This is a genomic window from Lachnoanaerobaculum orale (genome assembly GCF_003862485.1).
Taxonomy (GTDB): domain Bacteria; phylum Bacillota; class Clostridia; order Lachnospirales; family Lachnospiraceae; genus Lachnoanaerobaculum; species Lachnoanaerobaculum orale.
On record NZ_RRCM01000001.1, the window covers coordinates 1,573,281 to 1,592,286 of the forward strand.

Annotated in this window: 14 protein-coding genes and 1 other annotated feature; of the genes, 4 read left to right on the forward strand and 10 right to left on the reverse strand. The window is 39.2% G+C overall.

The window, feature by feature from the left end:
- Positions 1-44: 44 nt before the first annotated feature.
- Positions 45-887 carry a DegV family protein gene (locus tag EHW90_RS07455; RefSeq protein WP_124952216.1) on the reverse strand — a complete coding sequence of 281 codons (843 nt, stop codon included), beginning with the start codon at positions 885-887 and terminating at the stop codon, positions 45-47.
- A gap of 209 nt (positions 888-1,096) precedes the next feature.
- Between EHW90_RS07455 and EHW90_RS07460 the strand changes: the two genes are divergently transcribed.
- Entirely contained in the window at positions 1,097-1,510 is a 414-nt protein-coding gene (locus EHW90_RS07460) for a TOBE domain-containing protein (protein ID WP_124952217.1), read from the forward strand.
- A 46-nt stretch (positions 1,511-1,556) separates the two neighbouring features.
- Here the strand turns inward: EHW90_RS07460 and htpG are convergent, their stop codons facing one another.
- From htpG to EHW90_RS07480, 4 genes are all read right to left on the reverse strand, one after another.
- The gene (htpG, locus tag EHW90_RS07465) at positions 1,557-3,605 is read right to left on the reverse strand and encodes a molecular chaperone HtpG (protein WP_124952218.1); all 2,049 of its coding nucleotides are present in this window, start codon (positions 3,603-3,605) and stop codon (positions 1,557-1,559) included.
- A gap of 126 nt (positions 3,606-3,731) precedes the next feature.
- Entirely contained in the window at positions 3,732-5,255 is a 1,524-nt protein-coding gene (locus EHW90_RS07470) for a 4Fe-4S dicluster domain-containing protein (RefSeq protein ID WP_124952219.1), read from the reverse strand.
- A gap of 228 nt (positions 5,256-5,483) precedes the next feature.
- Complete coding sequence (locus EHW90_RS07475; RefSeq protein WP_124952220.1) at positions 5,484-6,134, reverse strand: sortase B protein-sorting domain-containing protein; 651 nt, start codon at positions 6,132-6,134, stop codon at positions 5,484-5,486.
- A gap of 267 nt (positions 6,135-6,401) precedes the next feature.
- Positions 6,402-8,504, reverse strand: coding sequence for an elongation factor G (locus EHW90_RS07480; RefSeq protein ID WP_124952221.1), 2,103 nt, complete (start codon positions 8,502-8,504; stop codon positions 6,402-6,404).
- A 294-nt stretch (positions 8,505-8,798) separates the two neighbouring features.
- On the opposite strand from EHW90_RS07480, the gene EHW90_RS07485 reads away from it, so the two are divergent.
- Positions 8,799-9,890 (forward strand): prephenate dehydrogenase, encoded by a 1,092-nt coding sequence (locus EHW90_RS07485; protein ID WP_124952222.1) that lies wholly within the window; start codon positions 8,799-8,801, stop codon positions 9,888-9,890.
- A 10-nt stretch (positions 9,891-9,900) separates the two neighbouring features.
- The gene (gene aroA / locus EHW90_RS07490) at positions 9,901-11,151 is read left to right on the forward strand and encodes a 3-phosphoshikimate 1-carboxyvinyltransferase (protein WP_124952223.1); all 1,251 of its coding nucleotides are present in this window, start codon (positions 9,901-9,903) and stop codon (positions 11,149-11,151) included.
- 49 nt (positions 11,152-11,200) lie between these two features.
- Here aroA and EHW90_RS07495 read toward each other — a convergent pair whose 3' ends face one another.
- On the reverse strand, positions 11,201-12,007 hold the full coding sequence (locus tag EHW90_RS07495; RefSeq protein WP_124952224.1) for a CAP domain-containing protein: 807 nt from the start codon (positions 12,005-12,007) through the stop codon (positions 11,201-11,203).
- A 234-nt stretch (positions 12,008-12,241) separates the two neighbouring features.
- Here EHW90_RS07495 and EHW90_RS07500 point away from each other — a divergent pair, with 234 nt between their 5' ends.
- The gene (locus tag EHW90_RS07500) at positions 12,242-12,718 is read left to right on the forward strand and encodes an RNHCP domain-containing protein (RefSeq protein ID WP_124952225.1); all 477 of its coding nucleotides are present in this window, start codon (positions 12,242-12,244) and stop codon (positions 12,716-12,718) included.
- Positions 12,719-12,765: 47 nt separating this feature from the next.
- Here the strand turns inward: EHW90_RS07500 and thrS are convergent, their stop codons facing one another.
- From thrS to EHW90_RS07520, 4 genes are all read right to left on the reverse strand, one after another.
- Positions 12,766-14,721 (reverse strand): threonine--tRNA ligase, encoded by a 1,956-nt coding sequence (thrS, locus tag EHW90_RS07505; RefSeq protein WP_124952226.1) that lies wholly within the window; start codon positions 14,719-14,721, stop codon positions 12,766-12,768.
- 43 nt (positions 14,722-14,764) lie between these two features.
- Positions 14,765-14,957: a binding site (T-box leader), on the reverse strand.
- 40 nt (positions 14,958-14,997) lie between these two features.
- A complete protein-coding gene (locus EHW90_RS07510; RefSeq protein ID WP_124952227.1) occupies positions 14,998-16,230 on the reverse strand; it encodes an FAD-dependent oxidoreductase in 1,233 nt (410 codons plus the stop codon).
- Between the two features lie 126 nt (positions 16,231-16,356).
- On the reverse strand, positions 16,357-16,722 hold the full coding sequence (locus EHW90_RS07515; RefSeq protein WP_060931717.1) for a metal-dependent transcriptional regulator: 366 nt from the start codon (positions 16,720-16,722) through the stop codon (positions 16,357-16,359).
- A 127-nt stretch (positions 16,723-16,849) separates the two neighbouring features.
- The gene (locus EHW90_RS07520) at positions 16,850-18,886 is read right to left on the reverse strand and encodes a heavy metal translocating P-type ATPase (protein ID WP_124952658.1); all 2,037 of its coding nucleotides are present in this window, start codon (positions 18,884-18,886) and stop codon (positions 16,850-16,852) included.
- Positions 18,887-19,006 lie beyond the last annotated feature (120 nt).

Below are 19,006 nucleotides of genomic sequence, written 5' to 3' on the forward strand. Positions count from 1 at the left end.
TAAAATCAAAAAAAGTACACAATTTATTATTGTGTACTTTTAATTTATCCTACAGCGATGACTATACCTCCGTCACCTGCATACAATGTCGCAACTCCTGCACCGTTTACCATCTTTATATCCTTAAACTTACCTGACTTTCTGAAAAGATCGGCCACATATTCGCCTCTCTCCAAATTGTTTATATGTGTGATACATACGGTCTTCTCGGATGCATTATCTCCCGCCTCTTTTACGGCTATCTCTACCATCTTTGCAAGCGCCTTTTGCATACCTCTTTGTTGGTCTTTTTTTATTATTACACCGTCCACGGCACCCATTATAGGCTTTATATTAAGGGCTGATGCTATAAATGCGGTAACTGCAGAAAGTCTTCCGTTTTTCCTTAATGTATCAAGAGTCTCAATGACAAAGTATGTCTTCATCTCATCTCTAAGCTTGGTAATTTTCTTTGAAATCTCCTCAAATCCAAGCCCCTGCCTACAAAGTTTGTCAAGTTCCAACATCAGTCTGTATTGACCTGCTGAAGCCGACTTTGATGAAAGCACCAAAATATCCTTGTGGTCATGCTCTTCTTCATAGAGCTTCTTTCCAATCTCGGCACTTTGGTAACTTCCGCTCAAGTGTTCTGAAAGTGTCACCACAAAAGCCATGTCGGTATCACATTCCATAGCTTCTTTGAAAGCCTCAGGAGACGGACAGGCACTCTTTGCTCCTATCTTTGACTCCGCCATTCTTTTTATAAAATCTTCTTGATTAAATTTATCATCATCTTTAACACTGTAATCTCCGATTTCAAGTGTGAGAGGTACAATGACTATATTGTCATCTTTCTTTAGATTATCATCCAAATCGGTACAACTGTCTCCAATCAATCTATATGTCATATATCTCAACTCCGTTTAATGTAGTTTTAAAAACTACATTCATTATAATTATACCGCCTATATAAGTCAAGTTATAAGTAAAAATATATCCAAACATACCTCACCGTATTTTATAAAATTTCTTGATATTTTACAGTTATATGGTAAAATCTTTAAATGTATAAGGCAATACGCTTTATGTAAATTATTTGCAAAAGGGGTTTTACAAAATGAAATTAAGCGCAAGAAATCAATTCAAAGGAATTGTTACTAATGTTAACGAAGGTGCTGTAAACGGTATAGTATCTATTAAGGTAAACGATGAGATTGTTTCATCCACTATTTCAATGAATGCCATCAAGGAATTGGGACTTAAAGAGGGTGTTGAAGCTGTTGCCATTATCAAGGCTACAGAAGTTATGATTGCAACCGAGCTTCCGAAGATATCTGCAAGAAACAAATTTAAAGGTACAGTAAAGAATATTCAGGTAGGTGCCGTAAACGATATCGTAACTCTTGAAACAAATCTCGGTATAGTTTCTTCTACAATTTCAAAAAATGCCGTAGAGGAGCTTGAACTTGCCGTAGGTAAGGAAGCATATGCAATTATCAAGGCCACATCCGTTATGGTAGGCGTTGAATAATTCAATAAAAATGAGGCTGCCACATTTAATGTGACAGCCTCATTTTTTATTTAAGTTTTAACATAAGTTCATTGCTTCTTTTTATAAATGCAGTCATTCTCTCAGGTGAGAGCGGGCTGTGTGATATGGAAGCCATATCATAGAGCTGCTCACAAATCATATTAAAATACTCTTTATGACTGTCTGATAAGAGTTCCTTTACAAGCGGATGATTTGCATTAAGTACAAGTGTCTCTCCTTCGCCTCCGAACATGGAAGGGTCCATTCCCATCATACCGTACTGCTTCATCATCTCCTGCATTCTTCTGCTCTCTTCAGATATCGTGATAACCGAAGAAATTTCATCATTCTTCAGATGCTGTACGCTTACCTTAAGCTTATCGTTGTGAAGCGCGCCCTTTACCTTCTCACATAATTCATCATAAGCCTTCTTTGACTCCTCGCTTACATCCTCACTTCTCATATCATCGCTGACATCGGAGTCGATTCTTAAGAACTTTACATCTCCTCTCTTCATTTCAAGAGTTGATATAAAAGGTACATCTATACTGTGTGGAAGTACTACCGCATCCTTGCCTGCCGACTTGAAGATATTTACATACTGACTCTGCTCTTTTACATCATTTACATAGAAGATTTCGGTCTTTTTCTCTTCATTTTCTTTTGGCTTTTCATCACCGGCAGATTTCTCATCGGCTAAACCTTTAAGCTCATCAGTCTTATTTTCTTTTATAAGTTCATCAACTGTAAGGTATTTGTCATTTATGGTCTTAAATAGAATGTATTCTTCCACCTTCTTACCGAACTTCTCATCTTTTAAGTATCCGTACTTTATAAAAGGTGCTATATCATCCCAGTACTTCTCATACTTATCTCTCTCAGTCTTGCACATTCCGGAAAGCTTGTCCGCCACCTTCTTTGCAATATACTCTGAGATTTTCTTTACGGAACCGTCATTTTGCAGTGCAGATCTCGATACATTAAGAGGAATATCCGCACTGTCTATTACACCCTTTAGCAGCAGTAAAAACTCCGGAATAACTTCTTTTATATTGTCTGCAATAAATACCTGATTGTTGTAGAGCTTTATAGTGCCCTCTATAGAGTCATACTCACTGTTTATCTTAGGGAAATAAAGTATACCCTTCAGATTGAAAGGATAATCCATATTCAAATGAATCCAGAAAAGCGGCTCCTTGTAGTCCATAAACACTTTTCTGTAGAATTCGATATACTCCTCGTCACTGCACTCGTTAGGATGCTTTGTCCAAAGCGGATGTATATCATTGATCGGAACAGGGCGTTTTACTATTTTTACCTTTTCCTTTGCAGGTTCAACTTCCACAACTTCTTTGGTACCGTCTTCTTTCTCCTTTTCCTCAGTCTTTGCAGGCTCTATGATATTCTCTATCACGGTGTCCGTATCCAAAAGTTCCGAACTGTCTATTGTCTCGGTAGATTCCTCTGCATCAATATCCTTTAGGAAAATCTCCTCAGGCATAAATGAACAGTATTTATTTAAAATTTCTCTTACTCTGAACTCGTTTGCAAACTCGTGGCAGTTCTCATTCAGAGTAAGTGTAATAGAAGTTCCTCTTGCAGCTTTATCTCCTTCACCCATTTCAAACTCAAGTCCGCCGTCACTTACCCAGTGAACAGGCTTTGAGCCTTCCTTATATGATAAGGTATCTATAGTAACCTTATCGGCAACCATAAATGCGGAATAAAATCCGAGTCCGAAATGTCCTATTATCTGCTCTTCATTTGCCTTGTCTTTATACTTTTCTATAAAGTCGACAGCACCTGAAAAAGCTATCTGATTGATATACTTTTCCACTTCTTCCTCAGTCATACCTATACCGTTGTCAATAAAACGGATAATCTTTTGCTTAGGACTGATTTCAACCTCAATCTTATACTTTTCATCTTCAGGCTTTGTAAACTCGCCTGCAAGACTTAATTTTTTCAGTTTTGTTATTGCATCTGTTGCATTTGATATCAACTCTCTAACAAATATATCATGATCTGAATACAGCCATTTTTTTATAATCGGAAAAATATTTTCACTGTTTATTGATAAATTTCCCTTTTTCATGTCATCACCTCTCAAATAAATTAGCAAATGCTTCACATTTGCCTGATATATCTATTATATCAACCAAAATACAAATGTCAATAAAAAATTAGCACTCGAGTAACTCAAGTGCTAATAACTTTATTTTTATTCAACCAATTTATCAAGTTCCTTTACGGATTCGGTTTCGCTTGCCACTATATGGCTTGCTTTTGATGCGTACTGGTTTACGGCTCCCTGTGACTTCTTGATATTTTGCATTGTACCCGGTCCTGCAACACAGCCTCCCGGACAAGCCATACCCTCAAGAAGATATCCCGGATATTTTCCTGCCTTTGCCATCATTACCATCTTCCTGCAGTCAACCAATCCCTCGGCATTCATAACCTTGACTTCTTTGTCAGGATATTGCTTCTTTATAACACCTACTACCGCCTTTGCAACTCCTCCCGCTACGGCGAAGTTTCTTCCGGCTGTAGAAGCATCATTGACACCGTTAGGATCTTCATTCAGATTTTCAATATCTATATGCTTGGCATCAAATATTCCCGCCATCTCCTCAAATGTCAGTACAAAGTCCACCTCACTTCTAACCTCTGTCCACATAGCCTCAAGCTTCTTTGCGGAGCAAGGTCCTATAAATACAACCTTACCGTCAGGATGATGTTTCTTTATAAGTCTGGCTGTCAGTGTCATAGGCGTAAGCGCCATTGATATACAATTTGCCTGATCAGGGAATACCTTCTTTGCCATCAATGCCCATGAAGGACAACATGATGTACCCATAAAAGGCAACTTTTCAGGAACCTCGGAAAGGAAGTCCTCGGCCTCTTGAGTAGCACAAAGGTCGGCACCTATCGCAACCTCAAATACATCCGCAAATCCTAGCGCTTTCATAGCCGCACGAAGTTTTCCCGGTGTAACCTTAGGTCCGAACTGTCCTACGAATGCAGGTGCAATCGCCGCATATACTCTCTCTCCCGACTGTATAGCTCTTATAGTCTGGAAAATCTGTGACTTGTCCGAGATAGCGCCGAAAGGACAGTTTACAAGGCATTGTCCGCAGGATACACATTTGTCATAGTCAATATCGGCCTTGCCGTTCTCATCTGAAGAAATGGCGTCCATACCGCATGAAGCCGCACAAGGTCTTGTCTGTATTATTATGGCATTGTAAGCACAGACATTTGCGCATCTTCCGCATTTGATACATTTTTCCTGATTGATGCTTGAAAAGCCGCTTTCTTTGTCGATACTTACCGCACCTGTAGGACAAACTTCGGCACAAGGATGTGCAAGACAACCCTGACAGCCGTTGGTAACATAGACTCTTTTTTCAACACAGCCGTGACAGGCAAACTTTATAATATTGATCAACGGTGGTGTGTAATATGTTTCAGCCTTATCAGCCAGTTCTATACCCTCTGAAAGCGGAGCATGATTTGCCGCACTTCTGTAAGGCAATCCCATAGCAAGTCTTAATCTCTCCCCGACTATAGCTCTCTCCAGGAAAACATTGTTTCTAAAATTTCCAACCTCGCCCGGAATGATCTTATACGGAAGTTCTTCTATTCTCTTATCTACAGGCCACTCCGTGTGGTATGCCATTCTTGCAACTTCCCTAAAGATTCTGTGCCTTATTTCCTGAATTCTTGTTTCAACACCTCTCACAATATTCCTCCACTAAATAAATCCTTTGTTAAGAGACGGATAACCGCCTCAATGAGCAGTTATATTTTACTATATATAATATATAAAATAAAGTCAGGTACGCCATTCCTTCACCAATTTAATGTTTTTTATAAGAAACAGCCAATTTTAAATATAAAAACACAAAAAGGCAGGCTATATAGCCTGCCTAAAATGCTTATACACTATGGACTTAAAAATATATCTAAATTAGTTTTCTTTCTTCTTTGTAGCTACTACAAGAGCACCGCCTACAGCTGAAAGACCAAGTAATGCTGCATATAATCCCATTGCTGAAGCATCTGCTGTCTTTGGAACATTCAATCTGCCTCTCTTAGCTGCTGTAACATCTCCCTTTGTTGCACCGTTGTTGTTAGCGCCTGCAGGTCCTACATTTCTTGTACTTGTGTTAGCTGTATTTGAGTTGTATGAGTTTCCGTTAGGTCCTACATTGTTTGTAGTATTTGTATTGTTTGTGCTTACAGGTCTTGCACTTCCGCCGCCGTAGCTTGAACCTGATGATCTTCCTCTGCTTGATGAAGAACTTGATGATGAAGCGTTAGAACGTGTTGCATTTGAAACTGTTGCATTGCTGAAAGTAGCTCTTCTGATCTGTGTGTTTGTAGCTGCACCAGGTGTGATAACCTGTGAAGGTGCCTTCTGTCCCTCACCAACGATAACTATTCTTTTGTTACCGTTTTCGATAACCTGTGAATTAACACCTCCTAGAGCGGTAGCTGCTGTTGACTGACCCGGTGTGATAACCTGTGAAGGTGCACCGAAAGCCACCATACTGCCTGAAACCAAGCCTAAAGCTAAGCCTACTGAAACGACTAACTTTTTAATGTTTGATAAACGCATGAATGATATCTCCTTTTTTATAAACTTTATTTCGTTGGCACTAATATAGACCCATATGAAAAAATTTTCAACCCCTTTATTCAATCTGTAACATTATAGTAAGAATTCTTACAAGGATGCTACAGATTATTTTATTATTTTAAAAATGATAATTACACAACAGTTTGGAGCTGTAATAAAAGCGATGCACAAAAGAAACATTATCTTAAAAAAGGGGCTGTCGCTTTAAAGCTACATAGCGACAGCCCCAATTATTAAATCAATATATTATTCTGTATCGGCATCAAGCTTTGAAGCTCTGGCCTCAACCTCTTTTTTCTGGATATCACCCGGAGTCTGCTCGTATCTTGCAAACTCATAGCTGAACACGCCCATACCGCCTGTCATGGAGCGAAGCTCAGTATTGTATCCGAACATTTCAAGCATAGGTACATCAGCCTTAATAAGCTGCTTACCGTGGTTAACGGACTCCATACCGAGTACTCTTCCGCGCCTCTTATTAAGATCTCCCATAACATCACCTGTGAATTTATCAGGTACTATTACGCTGACTGTATATATAGGCTCCAAGAGTACAGGAGCGGCCTTCATGAATCCGTCCTTAAATGCAATGGTTGCAGCCATCTTAAATGCCATCTCCGATGAATCAACCGGATGGTAAGAACCGTCCAAAAGCACAGCCTTAACACCTACTACAGGATATGCAGCCAAAGGTCCCTTAACGCAGCACTCCGCAATACCTTTTTCTACTGCAGGGAAATAGTTTTTCGGAACCGAACCTCCGAATACAGTCTCTTCAAATACATACGGCTTTTCAAGATCTCCTGAAGGCTCAAAGCTCATCTTAACATCACCGAACTGTCCGTGTCCGCCTGACTGCTTCTTATATCTTCCTGCCGCCTCAACCTTTTGTCTGATAGTCTCTTTGAAGGCCACCTTAGGTCTTGAAAGCTCTATCTTAACCTTATATCTGTCTAAAAGTTTACTAACCACAACTTCAAGCTGCTGGTCGCCTATACCGTATATAAGAGTCTGTCTGTTTGCAGTATCGTTTACATGCTTTAGTGTCAAATCCTCTTCCATAAGCTTTGACAAGCCTGATGAAAGTTTATCTTCTTCACCCTTATTCACTATCTTATATCTCATACATGTATACGGTGATGAAATCTTCGGACCGTGATAAAGTATAGGAGCGCTCTTAAGTGCGATAGTATCACCTGTTGTTGTCACACTGAGTTTTGCCATAGCGCCGATATCACCTGCTACAAGCTCAGGTACTTCTATGGCGCTCTTACCTCTGAGTACATATATCTTTCCGGACTTTTCTTCAGTTTCCTTACCTACATTATAGATTGCACTGTCAGGTTTAAGTGTACCTGTACATACTTTAACCAGTGAATACTTTCCGATAAACGGATCCACTATTGTCTTAAACACTCTTGCGGACAGTGAAACATCCTTGTTGTACTTTGCTGTGAAATGCTCGCCGTTGCTTACATCCACGCCTACACATTCCTTAAAATCAGGTGATGGGAAATACTTTTCAATAGCCATCATAAGTGCCTTAAATCCTTGTGCATCGATTCCCGAACCCATCATAACAGGCACTATATCTCCGTTGCAAATATTATCCTTGAGTGCGCCTGAGATTTCTTCATCACTGAAGCCTTCACCTGAGAGATATCTTTCCATATACTCTTCACTTGTCTCTGCAACAGCCTCCATAAGCGCTTCTCTTGCAATCTTAAGGTTTGCCTCTACATAGTCAGGTATCTCACACTCAACATAATCCGATAAATGTGTAAATCTTCTACCTTTCATCTTTACAACATTTACAAATCCCACGAACTTTTCATTCTCTCTGATCGGAAGATGGAACGGAGCCACTTTTCTTCCGAAGCGTGTCTCAAGCTTCAAAAGCAGTTCACGATAGCTCGCCTTGTCATCATCCATATTTGTTACAAAGAATATTCTAGGTAATCCGTACTCCTCACAAATTTCCCATGCTTTTACGGTACCTACTTCTATTCCCGCTTTACAATTGACTACAATGATGGCTGCATCCGCAGCAGATACGGCTTCTTCCACCTCGCCTACAAAGTCAAAATATCCCGGAGTATCCAAAAGATTTATCTTCAAGCTTCCGGATTCGCCCTCATATTCTACCGGAACCAAAGAAGTACTGATGGAAAAACCTCTTTTTATTTCTTCCTTGTCATAGTCGCTTATGGTATTTCCGCTTGAAATACTTCCCATCTTAGAAATATTTCCAGCTACAAAGCTCATAGCCTCCGCCACTGTAGTCTTGCCCGAGCCTCCATGACCAAGTAATACGACATTACGAATTTGTTTAGTTTCATAAACCTTCATAAGAGAATCCCTCCTTTTTCGTCAATAGACTTTCTGATAAAGATATTTTACTAAACAAACAATAAAATTTCAAGTTTTATATTCAATTTATACAATGTATTTTACAATTTTTTTATAGTTAAATTGTTAGAATATTTTATAATATTTTGGTGCAATTATACCATTTTAGTAAAGTTAAATAGTACATAATCTCCTTTTTCTTTTATCACTTTAAACCATTAAAGTAAAATTGTTGACTAATGACTTTAAATGTAATAGACTTCATATGTCAAAGTTAAGCGGAAACGGAGAATTATGAAGTACAATAACATAGCCTTCATAGGCTTTGGGCTTATAGGCGGCTCCATAGCAAGGGCAATAAAAAAATACAGACCGATATCAAAAATATATGCCTATACAAATAACAGCCTTGAACTTTCAAAGGGTAAAAGTGACGGAGTAATTGATGTTATTTTGGAAGATATAGATACTTCGCTTTCAGAATGTGACATTATCTTTTTATGTACTCCTGTAGAATTCAATGAGTACTACCTTGAAAAGATAAAGCCGTATATTAAGAAAGAAAGTATAGTAACGGATGTAGGTTCCACGAAATCATCCATTCATAATCTTGCAAAAAAGCTTGATATGGAAGAAGTTTTTATAGGCGGTCATCCTATGGCAGGTTCCGAAAAAACGGGATATGCCGCATCGGACGCACTGCTTTTGGAAAATGCCTACTATATGATTACGCCTTCATCAAAGACTCCCGAAGAAAAACTTGATGTACTGACAGATATTGTTACGATGATAAAGGCCATTCCTTTTGTAATAGACTATCAAAAACATGACAATGTGGTAGCTACAGTCAGTCACCTGCCGCATATACTTGCGGCCGCTTTGGTAAATCTTGTAAAGGATAACGATTACAGTGACGAGGTCATGAAAAGAGTTGCCGCAGGCGGCTTTAAGGATATAACAAGGATTGCATCCGCCTCCCCTATTATGTGGGAGCAGATATGTATGGTAAACTCGGTGCCTATCAATAAGATACTCAGAAAATACATTGATATGCTTGAAGATGTTTACACGCATCTATCAGACAAATCAAGTCTTTATATCAGCAATATGTTTGAAAAATCAGGAGAGTACAGAAACTCCTTTGACTCAAACTCTCAAGGAGTCATTATTTCAAAACATGATATCAGTGTGCATATACAGGATAAACCCGGTGCGATATCCGTTATTTCCGCGATACTGGCAGCAAACTCAATCAGTATCAAAAATATAGGTATCAATCACAACAGAGAGAAGGGCGAAGGTGCTCTAAATATCTCATTTTACGATGCGGATTCCTGTGAAATGGCAGGCAAATTATTAAGAGAATATAATTATACGGTACTATAACGGAGGTAATATGATAAAAGGAAGATTAAGAGTTCCCGGAGACAAGTCAATCTCACACAGAGCCGTGATGTTCGGCTCTATAGCCAAGGGGACAACAAATATAAAAGGGTTTTTGACAGGAGCCGACTGTATTTCCACTATTTCGATATTCAAGAAAATGGGAATTGATATAGAACTTTACAACACCTCGGTAAAAGTTCACGGAAAGGGACTTTACGGGCTTACCTGTCCAAATGAGATACTTGATTGCGGTAACAGCGGCACTACAACAAGACTTGTAAGCGGAATACTCTCGGCACAAAACTTTACCTCCGTGCTTACAGGTGACAAATCCATACAAAAAAGACCAATGAATCGAATAATTACACCCCTTTCAATGATGGGAGCCGATATAGAAAGTAATGACGGATTTGCACCGCTTACAATTACAGGAAGTAAACTGCACGGTATAGAGTACAACTCTCCTGTAGCAAGTGCACAGGTAAAATCCGCAATATTGCTTGCAGGATTATATGCGTCAAGTCCCACTACAGTAACTGAACCTGCAAAATCAAGAGACCATACCGAACTGATGTTAAAAAGATTCGGTGCAAATTTGACCTCTACCAAAACAAGTGTAACCATAAATCCATGCAGTGAACTTTTTGCAAATGATATAGATGTGCCTTCAGATATATCTTCAGCCGCATTCTTTATGGCTGCCGCAATACTCGTTCCCGGTTCGGAACTGATACTTGAAAATGTAGGTATCAATCCTACAAGAGACGGTATAATAAAAGTATTGAAAGATATGGGCGCAAATATTGAAATAATAAATCAAACTGATTCCTTTGAACCTGTAGCGGATATAAAGGTGGCTTATTCAAAGCTTCATGCAACCTGTATAGGCGGAGATATAATACCTACACTTATAGATGAACTTCCTCTGCTTGCAGCCCTTGCTTCACTTGCCGAGGGTACCACTGTTATAAAAGATGCCCTGGAGCTTAAAGTAAAAGAGTCAAACAGAATCCGTGTAATGTGTGAGGAACTTTCTAAGCTCGGTGTGGATGTAATTGAGACCGAAGACGGTATGGAGATTAAAGGAGCCGATAATTTAAAAGGCAATGTAACAATATCCACTCACGATGACCACAGAATTGCAATGACCTTTGCCGTCTTAAACCTCATATCTGAAGGAGAGATAAGACTTGATAATAAAAATTGTGTTGAAATATCATATCCCGAATTTTTCAATGATTTGAATAAAATGAATCTATAAAAATACCGCCACCCATATGATTTTACTCTCATATAGGTGGCGGCATTATTTATTTTTGATGTCCGAAAATCATTGCCACATAGTAGTAGCCGTTACTGTAGTAATAACCTACACCTGCATATATTGTAGATGCCGGCAGATTCTCAATAAATCCTTCACTCTGCAACATAAGCTCATTGTGCTTAGGTGAATTCTTGAATGAATTTATCTTCATATCTGTAGATGCCGAATTATCCATAGTAAGTATCTCGGATAATCCCACATAATTATTTGTGATATCGTTTACAGTATAAAAACTCTGACCGTCAGGTCTTGTATGCGAGAAAGATGCCGCAGCCTCCATGGCTCTCTTCTGTGCGGCAGCCATAAGCTCGTTGCTTACAACCATCTGTGGAAGTCCCTTAGACTTTCTGTATTCGTTAAGCTTTAAGAAAAGATCCGCTCTTTCTCCGGAATTTTCACCGCTTATGCCCTGTGCTACACTAAGTCCCGCTTCTCCGGACTTTGTCATTACAACTCCGTTTTGCACCCATGCACCGTCGGCATTCAAATCGTATCCGTCAGGAGATTTTGTACTCTTTAACATTGCACTGTACGGGAAACTTTTATTGCTTCCATCATTAAAGAAGTATGACTTTCCGTCAATCCACTGCCATCCTGTGAGTGTATATCCCTTTGAATTGAAGTAATACCAGTTGCCGTCAATATTTCTCCACTGTGCTACCGGATATTTATAATCGTCTGTTATATACCACCATCCCTTTGAATCGTGCTCCCAACTTGCAGCATATGAAGCTACCGACATCCCCATGCTCATACCGAGTGCGGCGGCCAAAACAACTATTCCTCTTTCCATTTTTCCTCCTACATCTTTTACAAATATGCACTGTTCAGTCATAAAATATATTTTACAGATGTTAATTTCTCAGGTATAATACGACAGATACCGGATTGACCGGTCTTTTCGGTATCATATATATTATGGCTTTTACACAATCAAATTATATCAGATACATAAGTCATTTCATAGAGCTTATTTATGTATCTTTTATAAATTAAATTGTAAGAAATACACAAAAGAAAGGAAAATATGAGTCAAGAAAAATTTGATTTGGACGCTGCACTTAAAAATCTTAACAACACTTCAGCTCCTCAAAAAAGAAACGGAACAATAAAAAAGAAAAATGCCGTCAGTATAAAACCCGACTACAGATATGAAGCTTGTAACGACTCTTTCCCATGTGCAAACTGCGGAAAGATGATTACACCTGAGGGCGCAGGCACACATCACAGAAACCACTGCCCATACTGTCTTTGTTCCATTCATGTGGACAATGAACCGGGGGATCGGAAAAGTGACTGCAAAGGCATAATGGAACCTATTTCCATATGGGTTAAGGACAAAGGTGAATGGGCAATAGTTCACAGGTGTAAAAAATGCGGTAAACTTAATACAAACAGAAGTGCGGCAGACGACAACCCGCTACTTTTGATGTCCATAGCTGTAAGACCTTTGGCTTCACCGCCTTTCCCTCTGCATTTGTTGGAGGATGTTATAAAAAAATAAATAAAATATGGCAAAGACCTAAGCGATCTTTGCCATATATTTTATACTTATTCAGTTACTTCTTCTTTTCTGATTTCCTTTGTTCTTATCTCCTTGCAGATCATATCTACAAAGTCTGAAAGCTTCTTGCTTCCTTCATCTCCTGCAAATCTGCTTCTTACAGATACGCTTCCCTCGGCCTCTTCTTTTTCGCCTACTACAAGCATATACGGAAGTCTTGCAAGTCTTGCATCTCTTATCTTAAATCCTATCTTCTCCGTTCTGGTATCTACAGTAGCATCTATGCCGTTTTTCTTAAGTTCTTTTAACACGGAGTTTGCATAGTCAGCATACTTATCCGATATAGGAAGAATTCTTACCTGCTCAGGGCATAACCATGTAGGGAACTTTCCTGCGTACTTCTCTATAAGCCATGCAAGTGTTCTCTCATAGCAACCAAGTGATGTTCTGTGTACAATATAAGGTCTTACCTTTGCACCGTTTTGGTCTATATAGTAAAGGTCAAAGTTTTCTGCAATAGCGGCATCAAGCTGAATTGTAATCATTGTATCCTCTTTGCCGTAAACATTCTTTGCCTGAATATCAATCTTAGGTCCGTAGAATGCCGCCTCACCGTCAGCCTCTGTAAAAGGAAGTCCCTTTTCTACCAGAATATTTCTAAGTGCAGCCTGTGTCCCTTCCCAATACGCCTCATCTCCAAGGTATTTTTCCTTATTATTCTTATCCCACTTTGAAAGTCTGAATGTTATATCATCTCTAAGACCCAAAGTTTCAAGTACATATATTGCAAGGTTAAGACAGCTTTGTAACTCTTCTTCAGCCTGATCCGGTCTTATTACATTGTGACCTTCGGAAATAGTGAACTGTCTTACTCTTGTAAGTCCGTGCATTTCTCCCGAATCTTCATTTCTGAAAAGTGTGGATGTCTCACCCATACGATATGGCAGATCTCTGTATGATTTTTGAGTATTTTTATATACATAGTACTGGAACGGACATGTCATAGGTCTGAGTGCAAGGATTTCTCCGTCATGCTGAGGATCTCCCAAAATAAACATACCGTCCTGATAGTGATCCCAGTGTCCTGAAATCTTATAAAGATCCGACTTTGCCATAAGAGGAGTCTTTGTTCTTACATAGCCCCACTCATTGTCCTCAAGATCTTCAATCCATCTTTGGAGTTTCTGAATCATCTTTGTACCCTTCGGTAACATAAGAGGAAGTCCCTGACCCACTACATCTACAGTTGTAAAGAGTTCCATCTCTCTTCCAAGCTTGTTGTGATCTCTGAGCTTTATATCCTCAAGATGCTTTAAATATGCTTCAAGTTCTTCCTTTGAGTTATATGCCGTACCGTAGATTCTTTGGAGTCTTGCTTTGTTTGAATCTCCTCTCCAATATGCCATTGATGATGATACAAGCTTAAAAGCCTTTATATCCTTTGTTCTTTGCAGATGAGGTCCGGCACAAAGATCGGTGAAATCTCCCTGCTTATAGAAAGATATCTTCTCACCCTCAGGCAGATCCTTTATAAGTTCCACCTTGTAAGGCTCATTTTTTTCTTCCATAAACTTGATTGCTTCTTCTCTCGGAAGCTCAAATCTCTCTATAGCCTCACCTTCTTTTATTATCTTCTTCATCTCGGCTTCAAGCTTGTCAAGGTCGTCTCTTGAAAACGGTTCATGCTCAAAGTCATAGTAAAATCCTTCGGCAATGCTTGGTCCTATAGCAAGCTTTGACTGCGGGAAAACTCTTTTTACAGCCTGAGCAAGCACATGTGAAGTAGTATGTCTTATAACTGAAAGTCCTTTTTCATCTTTTAATGTAATAAGATTCAGTTCACAGTCACTGCCTATCTCATCTCGCAGGTCATGCATTACACCGTTTACTTCACCTGCAACCACATTTCTTGCAAGTCCTTCACTTATATCCTTAGCTATGTCAATAATGCTTTTCTTGCTGTCGTACTCTTTAACTGAGCCGTCTTTTAATGTTACTTTCATCTTTCCTCCATTCAAACTACAAAAAATCGCCCTCAAACTCTCGTTTAAGGGCGATGTACGCGGTTCCACCTTAATTCGGATATATAATATATCCCTCATTTGATTATAACGGAATCACCGTGCTTTATTAAAGCCACTCAGAGACGGTCTTCACATATACATCCGTAAGTTGCTCTCAGCTTTGCAACCCTCTCTGTAAGTTCAATATATGCTACTCTTCTCTTCTTCGTTTATGCACCATATAATATTACTTGATTTTATCTTTGTCAAGTATTATTACATCTTTTTTGCTTCCAAGTCCTCTAAATATCTGAGCATTCCCTCTACGGCCACCTTAGCCTGTGATACTGCATTTACTACAGTCTTTGAGCCGAGTACCACATCACCTGCCGCAAATACACCGTCAACTGTTGTCATACAGTTCTCATCAACTATCAAAAGTCCCTTATCTGAAGCCTTTAAGCCTTCCGTTGTAAGTACAAGCTTGTTTTTAGGTCCGTTACTTACAGATATGATTGTAGAATCCGCTTCCACATAGTCAAGATCCTTCTCATATCCGATTACATTGTTTTCTTCATCAAATATAGCTGTTTTAAATACAGGTCCGTCATAAGTAATGGAGTCAATAGCCTTACCGAATATAAACTCGGCACCCTCATACTTTGCAGACTCGACCTCAACCGAGTTTGCTGCAACTCTCTTACTTCTGGCATAGAGTTTAACTGATCTTGAACCTCTTCTAAGTGCCGTTCTTGCCACATCCATTGCGGCATTTCCCATTCCGATAATGGCAACGCTCTCACCAAGTTTATGTCCGTCAGGATTTGCAAGATAGTCCACACTAAAATGAACATTCGGCAAGCTCTCACCTGCAATACCCAGAGTCTTTGCTCTCCACACACCTGTACCTACAAATACGGCCTTATACCCGTCTCTAAACAGATCTTTTATTTCCAAAGCTCCGCCTACAGCGGTATTGTTTCTTATCTTAATGCCTATCTCTTCCATCTTGTCGTAGTATCTCTTCATAAGTGACTTCGGCAATCTGAAATCCGGAATACCGTACTGAAGCACTCCGCCTATGCTGTTTCTCTCATCAAAGATAGTTACATCATAGCCTTCCTTTATCATCTTGATGGCGACAGTCATTCCTGCAGGACCTCCGCCTATTACTGCAACCATGATATTCTTTCTGGGCTTTTTTACAAATTCCATTCTGTCAAGATAAAAATCCGATATAAATCTTTCTATATCACAGAATCTGACAGGATTGTTTTTTCTGTTCATTATACAGTTTCCAAGACACTGAGCTTCGTGGTCACAAACTATTGAACATACAAGTGAAAGCGGATTGTTCTCAAAGAGAATTTCACCGGCTTCCATTATTTTTCCTTCTTTAAAAAGTGCTATAACCTGCGGTATTGATGTAGTCACAGGGCAATGCATACTACATAACGGCTTCTTACACTGCAAGCACTTGTTTGCTTCATTTACTATATGTAATCCCATATTTTACCTCTTACTTCTACAAACTATTATAAGACGGGATAAGTTTACAGCGTAAAATTAAATTTTTCAACAAAGTATCTTATAAAATACATATAGATATTTTTTTGTCAATACTATGCGGTTATTTTATTCTTCTCCGAAATATTTTTTTAAACATTGGAAGGTCTCTTCACTGATATAATGCTCTATTCTGCAGGCATCCTCTATAGCTGTGTCCTTACTTACTCCAATCTTTTGTAAAATTCTGCCAAGTACATTATGTCTTTCAAGTGTGGATGAGGCAATTTCCATTCCCTTATCTGTAAGTGTGATATGTCCTTCGTTATTCACTTCGACATATCCGTTCTCTCTGAATTTTTTCATCTGCTCACTTATAGTAGGCTTTGAATATCCCATCTCTCTGGCAATATCCACAGCTCTTACAACACCGATTTTGTTTTTCAGTCTGAGAATAGTCTCCAAATACATCTCTGCAGCCTCTTGTATAACCATATATCCTCCTTTTATAATTTAAAACTGTTTAAATGACATTATATCCAAAATAATTGCAAAAATCAATTGTTTACAATCATTTATATCTTTATAAAAACGGACATCCTAAGATGTCCGAAAAAATCTTTTAATCCTCAGGCAATAAGTTTGTCATGCTTGAAAGCGCAATACCTACTGTTGATGCGTTGTGTAAAAATGATGATGTGGCAGGTGCCAAAATACCCAAGATTCCAAGTCCTATAAGTGAACCGTTGAATCCCATAATAAATCTGAAGTTTGACTCAACACGCTTTGTAAGCTTGTTTGAAAGCTCTTTCAATTTTACAAGCTCGTTAAGGTCGTCAGCCGATACACATACATCGGCAATTTCTCTTGCAATGGCTGCACCCTCACTAATAGCGATACCGCAGTCTGCAGCTGAAAGTGCCGGTGAGTCGTTGATACCGTCACCGATCATTATTACTGTTCTGCCCTTTGCCTTTTCCTTTTCAACATAGCTTGCCTTATCCTCAGGCAAAACCTCGGCATAGTACTTGTCTACACCTACTTCTTTTGCAATAGCCTCGGCGGTATATTGATTGTCGCCTGTCATCATTACAGTCTTTTTGATTCCAAGCGCCTTTAACTTCTTTAACACATCCTTGGCTTCAGCTCTAAGCGGATCCGCAATCTCAATAATAGCTGCAAGTCTTCCTGCAATTGCCATAAACAGATGTGAATATCTGTGGTCAAGGTTTTCCACCTTTCTCTTTGCGTCTTCGCTAAGGAATGCCTTTTCATCCTCGATTACAAAGTGATAACTTCCTATTACTACCTTGTCGCCCTCGATTGTACTTGCTATACCGTGTGCAACGATATACTGAACCTCAGAGTGCATCTCCTTATGACGAATCTTTCTTTCCTTAGCCTCTTTTACTACGGCATTGGCAATTGAGTGAGGATAATGCTCCTCAAGACATGCCGCAATCTTTAAAAGCTGATTCTCGTCATCTCCGTCAATTCCGATGATTCTTTGTACCTTAGGGCAGGCATATGTAAGTGTACCTGTCTTGTCAAATACAATAGTGTCGGCTTTGGCTATAGCCTCCATAAACTTACCGCCCTTTACGGTAATTTTATCGTTTCCCGCCTCTCTCATTGCTGAAAGCACTGCAAGCGGCATTGAAAGCTTAAGTGCACATGAGAAGTCAACCATCAGAACTGAAAGTGCCCTTGTTATATTTCTTGTAAACAGATATGTAAGTCCTGTTGTAAGAAGTGAATAAGGAACAAGTCTGTCTGCAAGTCTGTTTGCCATATTTTCGGTATTTGACTTAAGCTTCTCGCTGTCCTCAATCATAGATACAATCTTGTCATATCTGCTCTGTCCGTTTGTAACCGTCGCTCTCAGAAGGCACTCACCCTCTTCAACTACAGTACCGGCATAAACTCTTGAACCTGCACTCTTTTCTACCGGAACGGACTCACCTGTAAGTGAAGCCTGATTCAACATCGCTTCACCGCTTACCATCTCTCCGTCAAGCGGTACCACATTACCTGTATGTACTCTGATAAGGTCACCTGTCTTAATATGTGAAATAGGTACGGATACCTCTTCATTTTCTGTAACAAGCCAAACCTTGTCCACATTAAGTGACATACTTCTTGCCAGGTCGTCTACAGACTTCTTATGAGTCCAATCCTCAAGCTCGTTACCTATATCAAGTAAAAGCATCAAAGAACCTGCTGTTGAATAGTTACCCTGTACAATAGATATAGCCACTGAAAGTGCATCAAGCAAATCAACTTCAAGTTTTCTGCTGACAATACATTTGATTCCTCTCCACACAAGCGGAGCGGCCTTAACAATCGTATAGACACTGTTGATAATATTCGGGAAGAACAATCTCCTTACACCGAATGACAAAAGCATTCCCACCATCTTTTCCTGGAACTCTCTTGTTATCTGTCTGCCTGAAGTATTCGGCATATTTTCAAGCAGTGCCGTATCATTATAGTTGAACTTTTTCAGTCTCTTTATAACAGACTCTCTTTTATTGTTCTTATAATAAATAGCTACATCACAGGTTCTCTCGTATACAACGACCTTTTTTACAAAGTCAAAACCTTCCAAATAATATTGAAGCATATCCGCTTCTTTTATAGTCATTCTCTTTTGAGCCATGCGCACACGCATTCGTCTGCTTGACTCATGTAATATCTTACAATTCACTTTAAACCTCTAATCATTATACTCTAATCTATTATAATTTAAGGAAGAGTCAGACTCTTCCTTATTATCAAA

Excerpts from the sequence above, each read along its gene's own strand:
- EHW90_RS07455 (WP_124952216.1), bottom strand. The coding sequence starts at position 887 with ATGACATATAGATTGATTGGAGACAGTTGTACCGATTTGGATGATAAT.
- EHW90_RS07460 (WP_124952217.1), top strand. The coding sequence starts at position 1,097 with ATGAAATTAAGCGCAAGAAATCAATTCAAAGGAATTGTTACTAATGTT.
- htpG (WP_124952218.1), bottom strand. The coding sequence starts at position 3,605 with ATGAAAAAGGGAAATTTATCAATAAACAGTGAAAATATTTTTCCGATT.
- EHW90_RS07475 (WP_124952220.1), bottom strand. The coding sequence starts at position 6,134 with ATGCGTTTATCAAACATTAAAAAGTTAGTCGTTTCAGTAGGCTTAGCT.
- EHW90_RS07480 (WP_124952221.1), bottom strand. The coding sequence starts at position 8,504 with ATGAAGGTTTATGAAACTAAACAAATTCGTAATGTCGTATTACTTGGT.
- EHW90_RS07485 (WP_124952222.1), top strand. The coding sequence starts at position 8,799 with ATGAAGTACAATAACATAGCCTTCATAGGCTTTGGGCTTATAGGCGGC.
- aroA (WP_124952223.1), top strand. The coding sequence starts at position 9,901 with ATGATAAAAGGAAGATTAAGAGTTCCCGGAGACAAGTCAATCTCACAC.
- EHW90_RS07495 (WP_124952224.1), bottom strand. The coding sequence starts at position 12,007 with ATGGAAAGAGGAATAGTTGTTTTGGCCGCCGCACTCGGTATGAGCATG.
- EHW90_RS07500 (WP_124952225.1), top strand. The coding sequence starts at position 12,242 with ATGAGTCAAGAAAAATTTGATTTGGACGCTGCACTTAAAAATCTTAAC.
- thrS (WP_124952226.1), bottom strand. The coding sequence starts at position 14,721 with ATGAAAGTAACATTAAAAGACGGCTCAGTTAAAGAGTACGACAGCAAG.
- EHW90_RS07510 (WP_124952227.1), bottom strand. The coding sequence starts at position 16,230 with ATGGGATTACATATAGTAAATGAAGCAAACAAGTGCTTGCAGTGTAAG.
- EHW90_RS07515 (WP_060931717.1), bottom strand. The coding sequence starts at position 16,722 with ATGGTTATACAAGAGGCTGCAGAGATGTATTTGGAGACTATTCTCAGA.
- EHW90_RS07520 (WP_124952658.1), bottom strand. The coding sequence starts at position 18,886 with ATGGCTCAAAAGAGAATGACTATAAAAGAAGCGGATATGCTTCAATAT.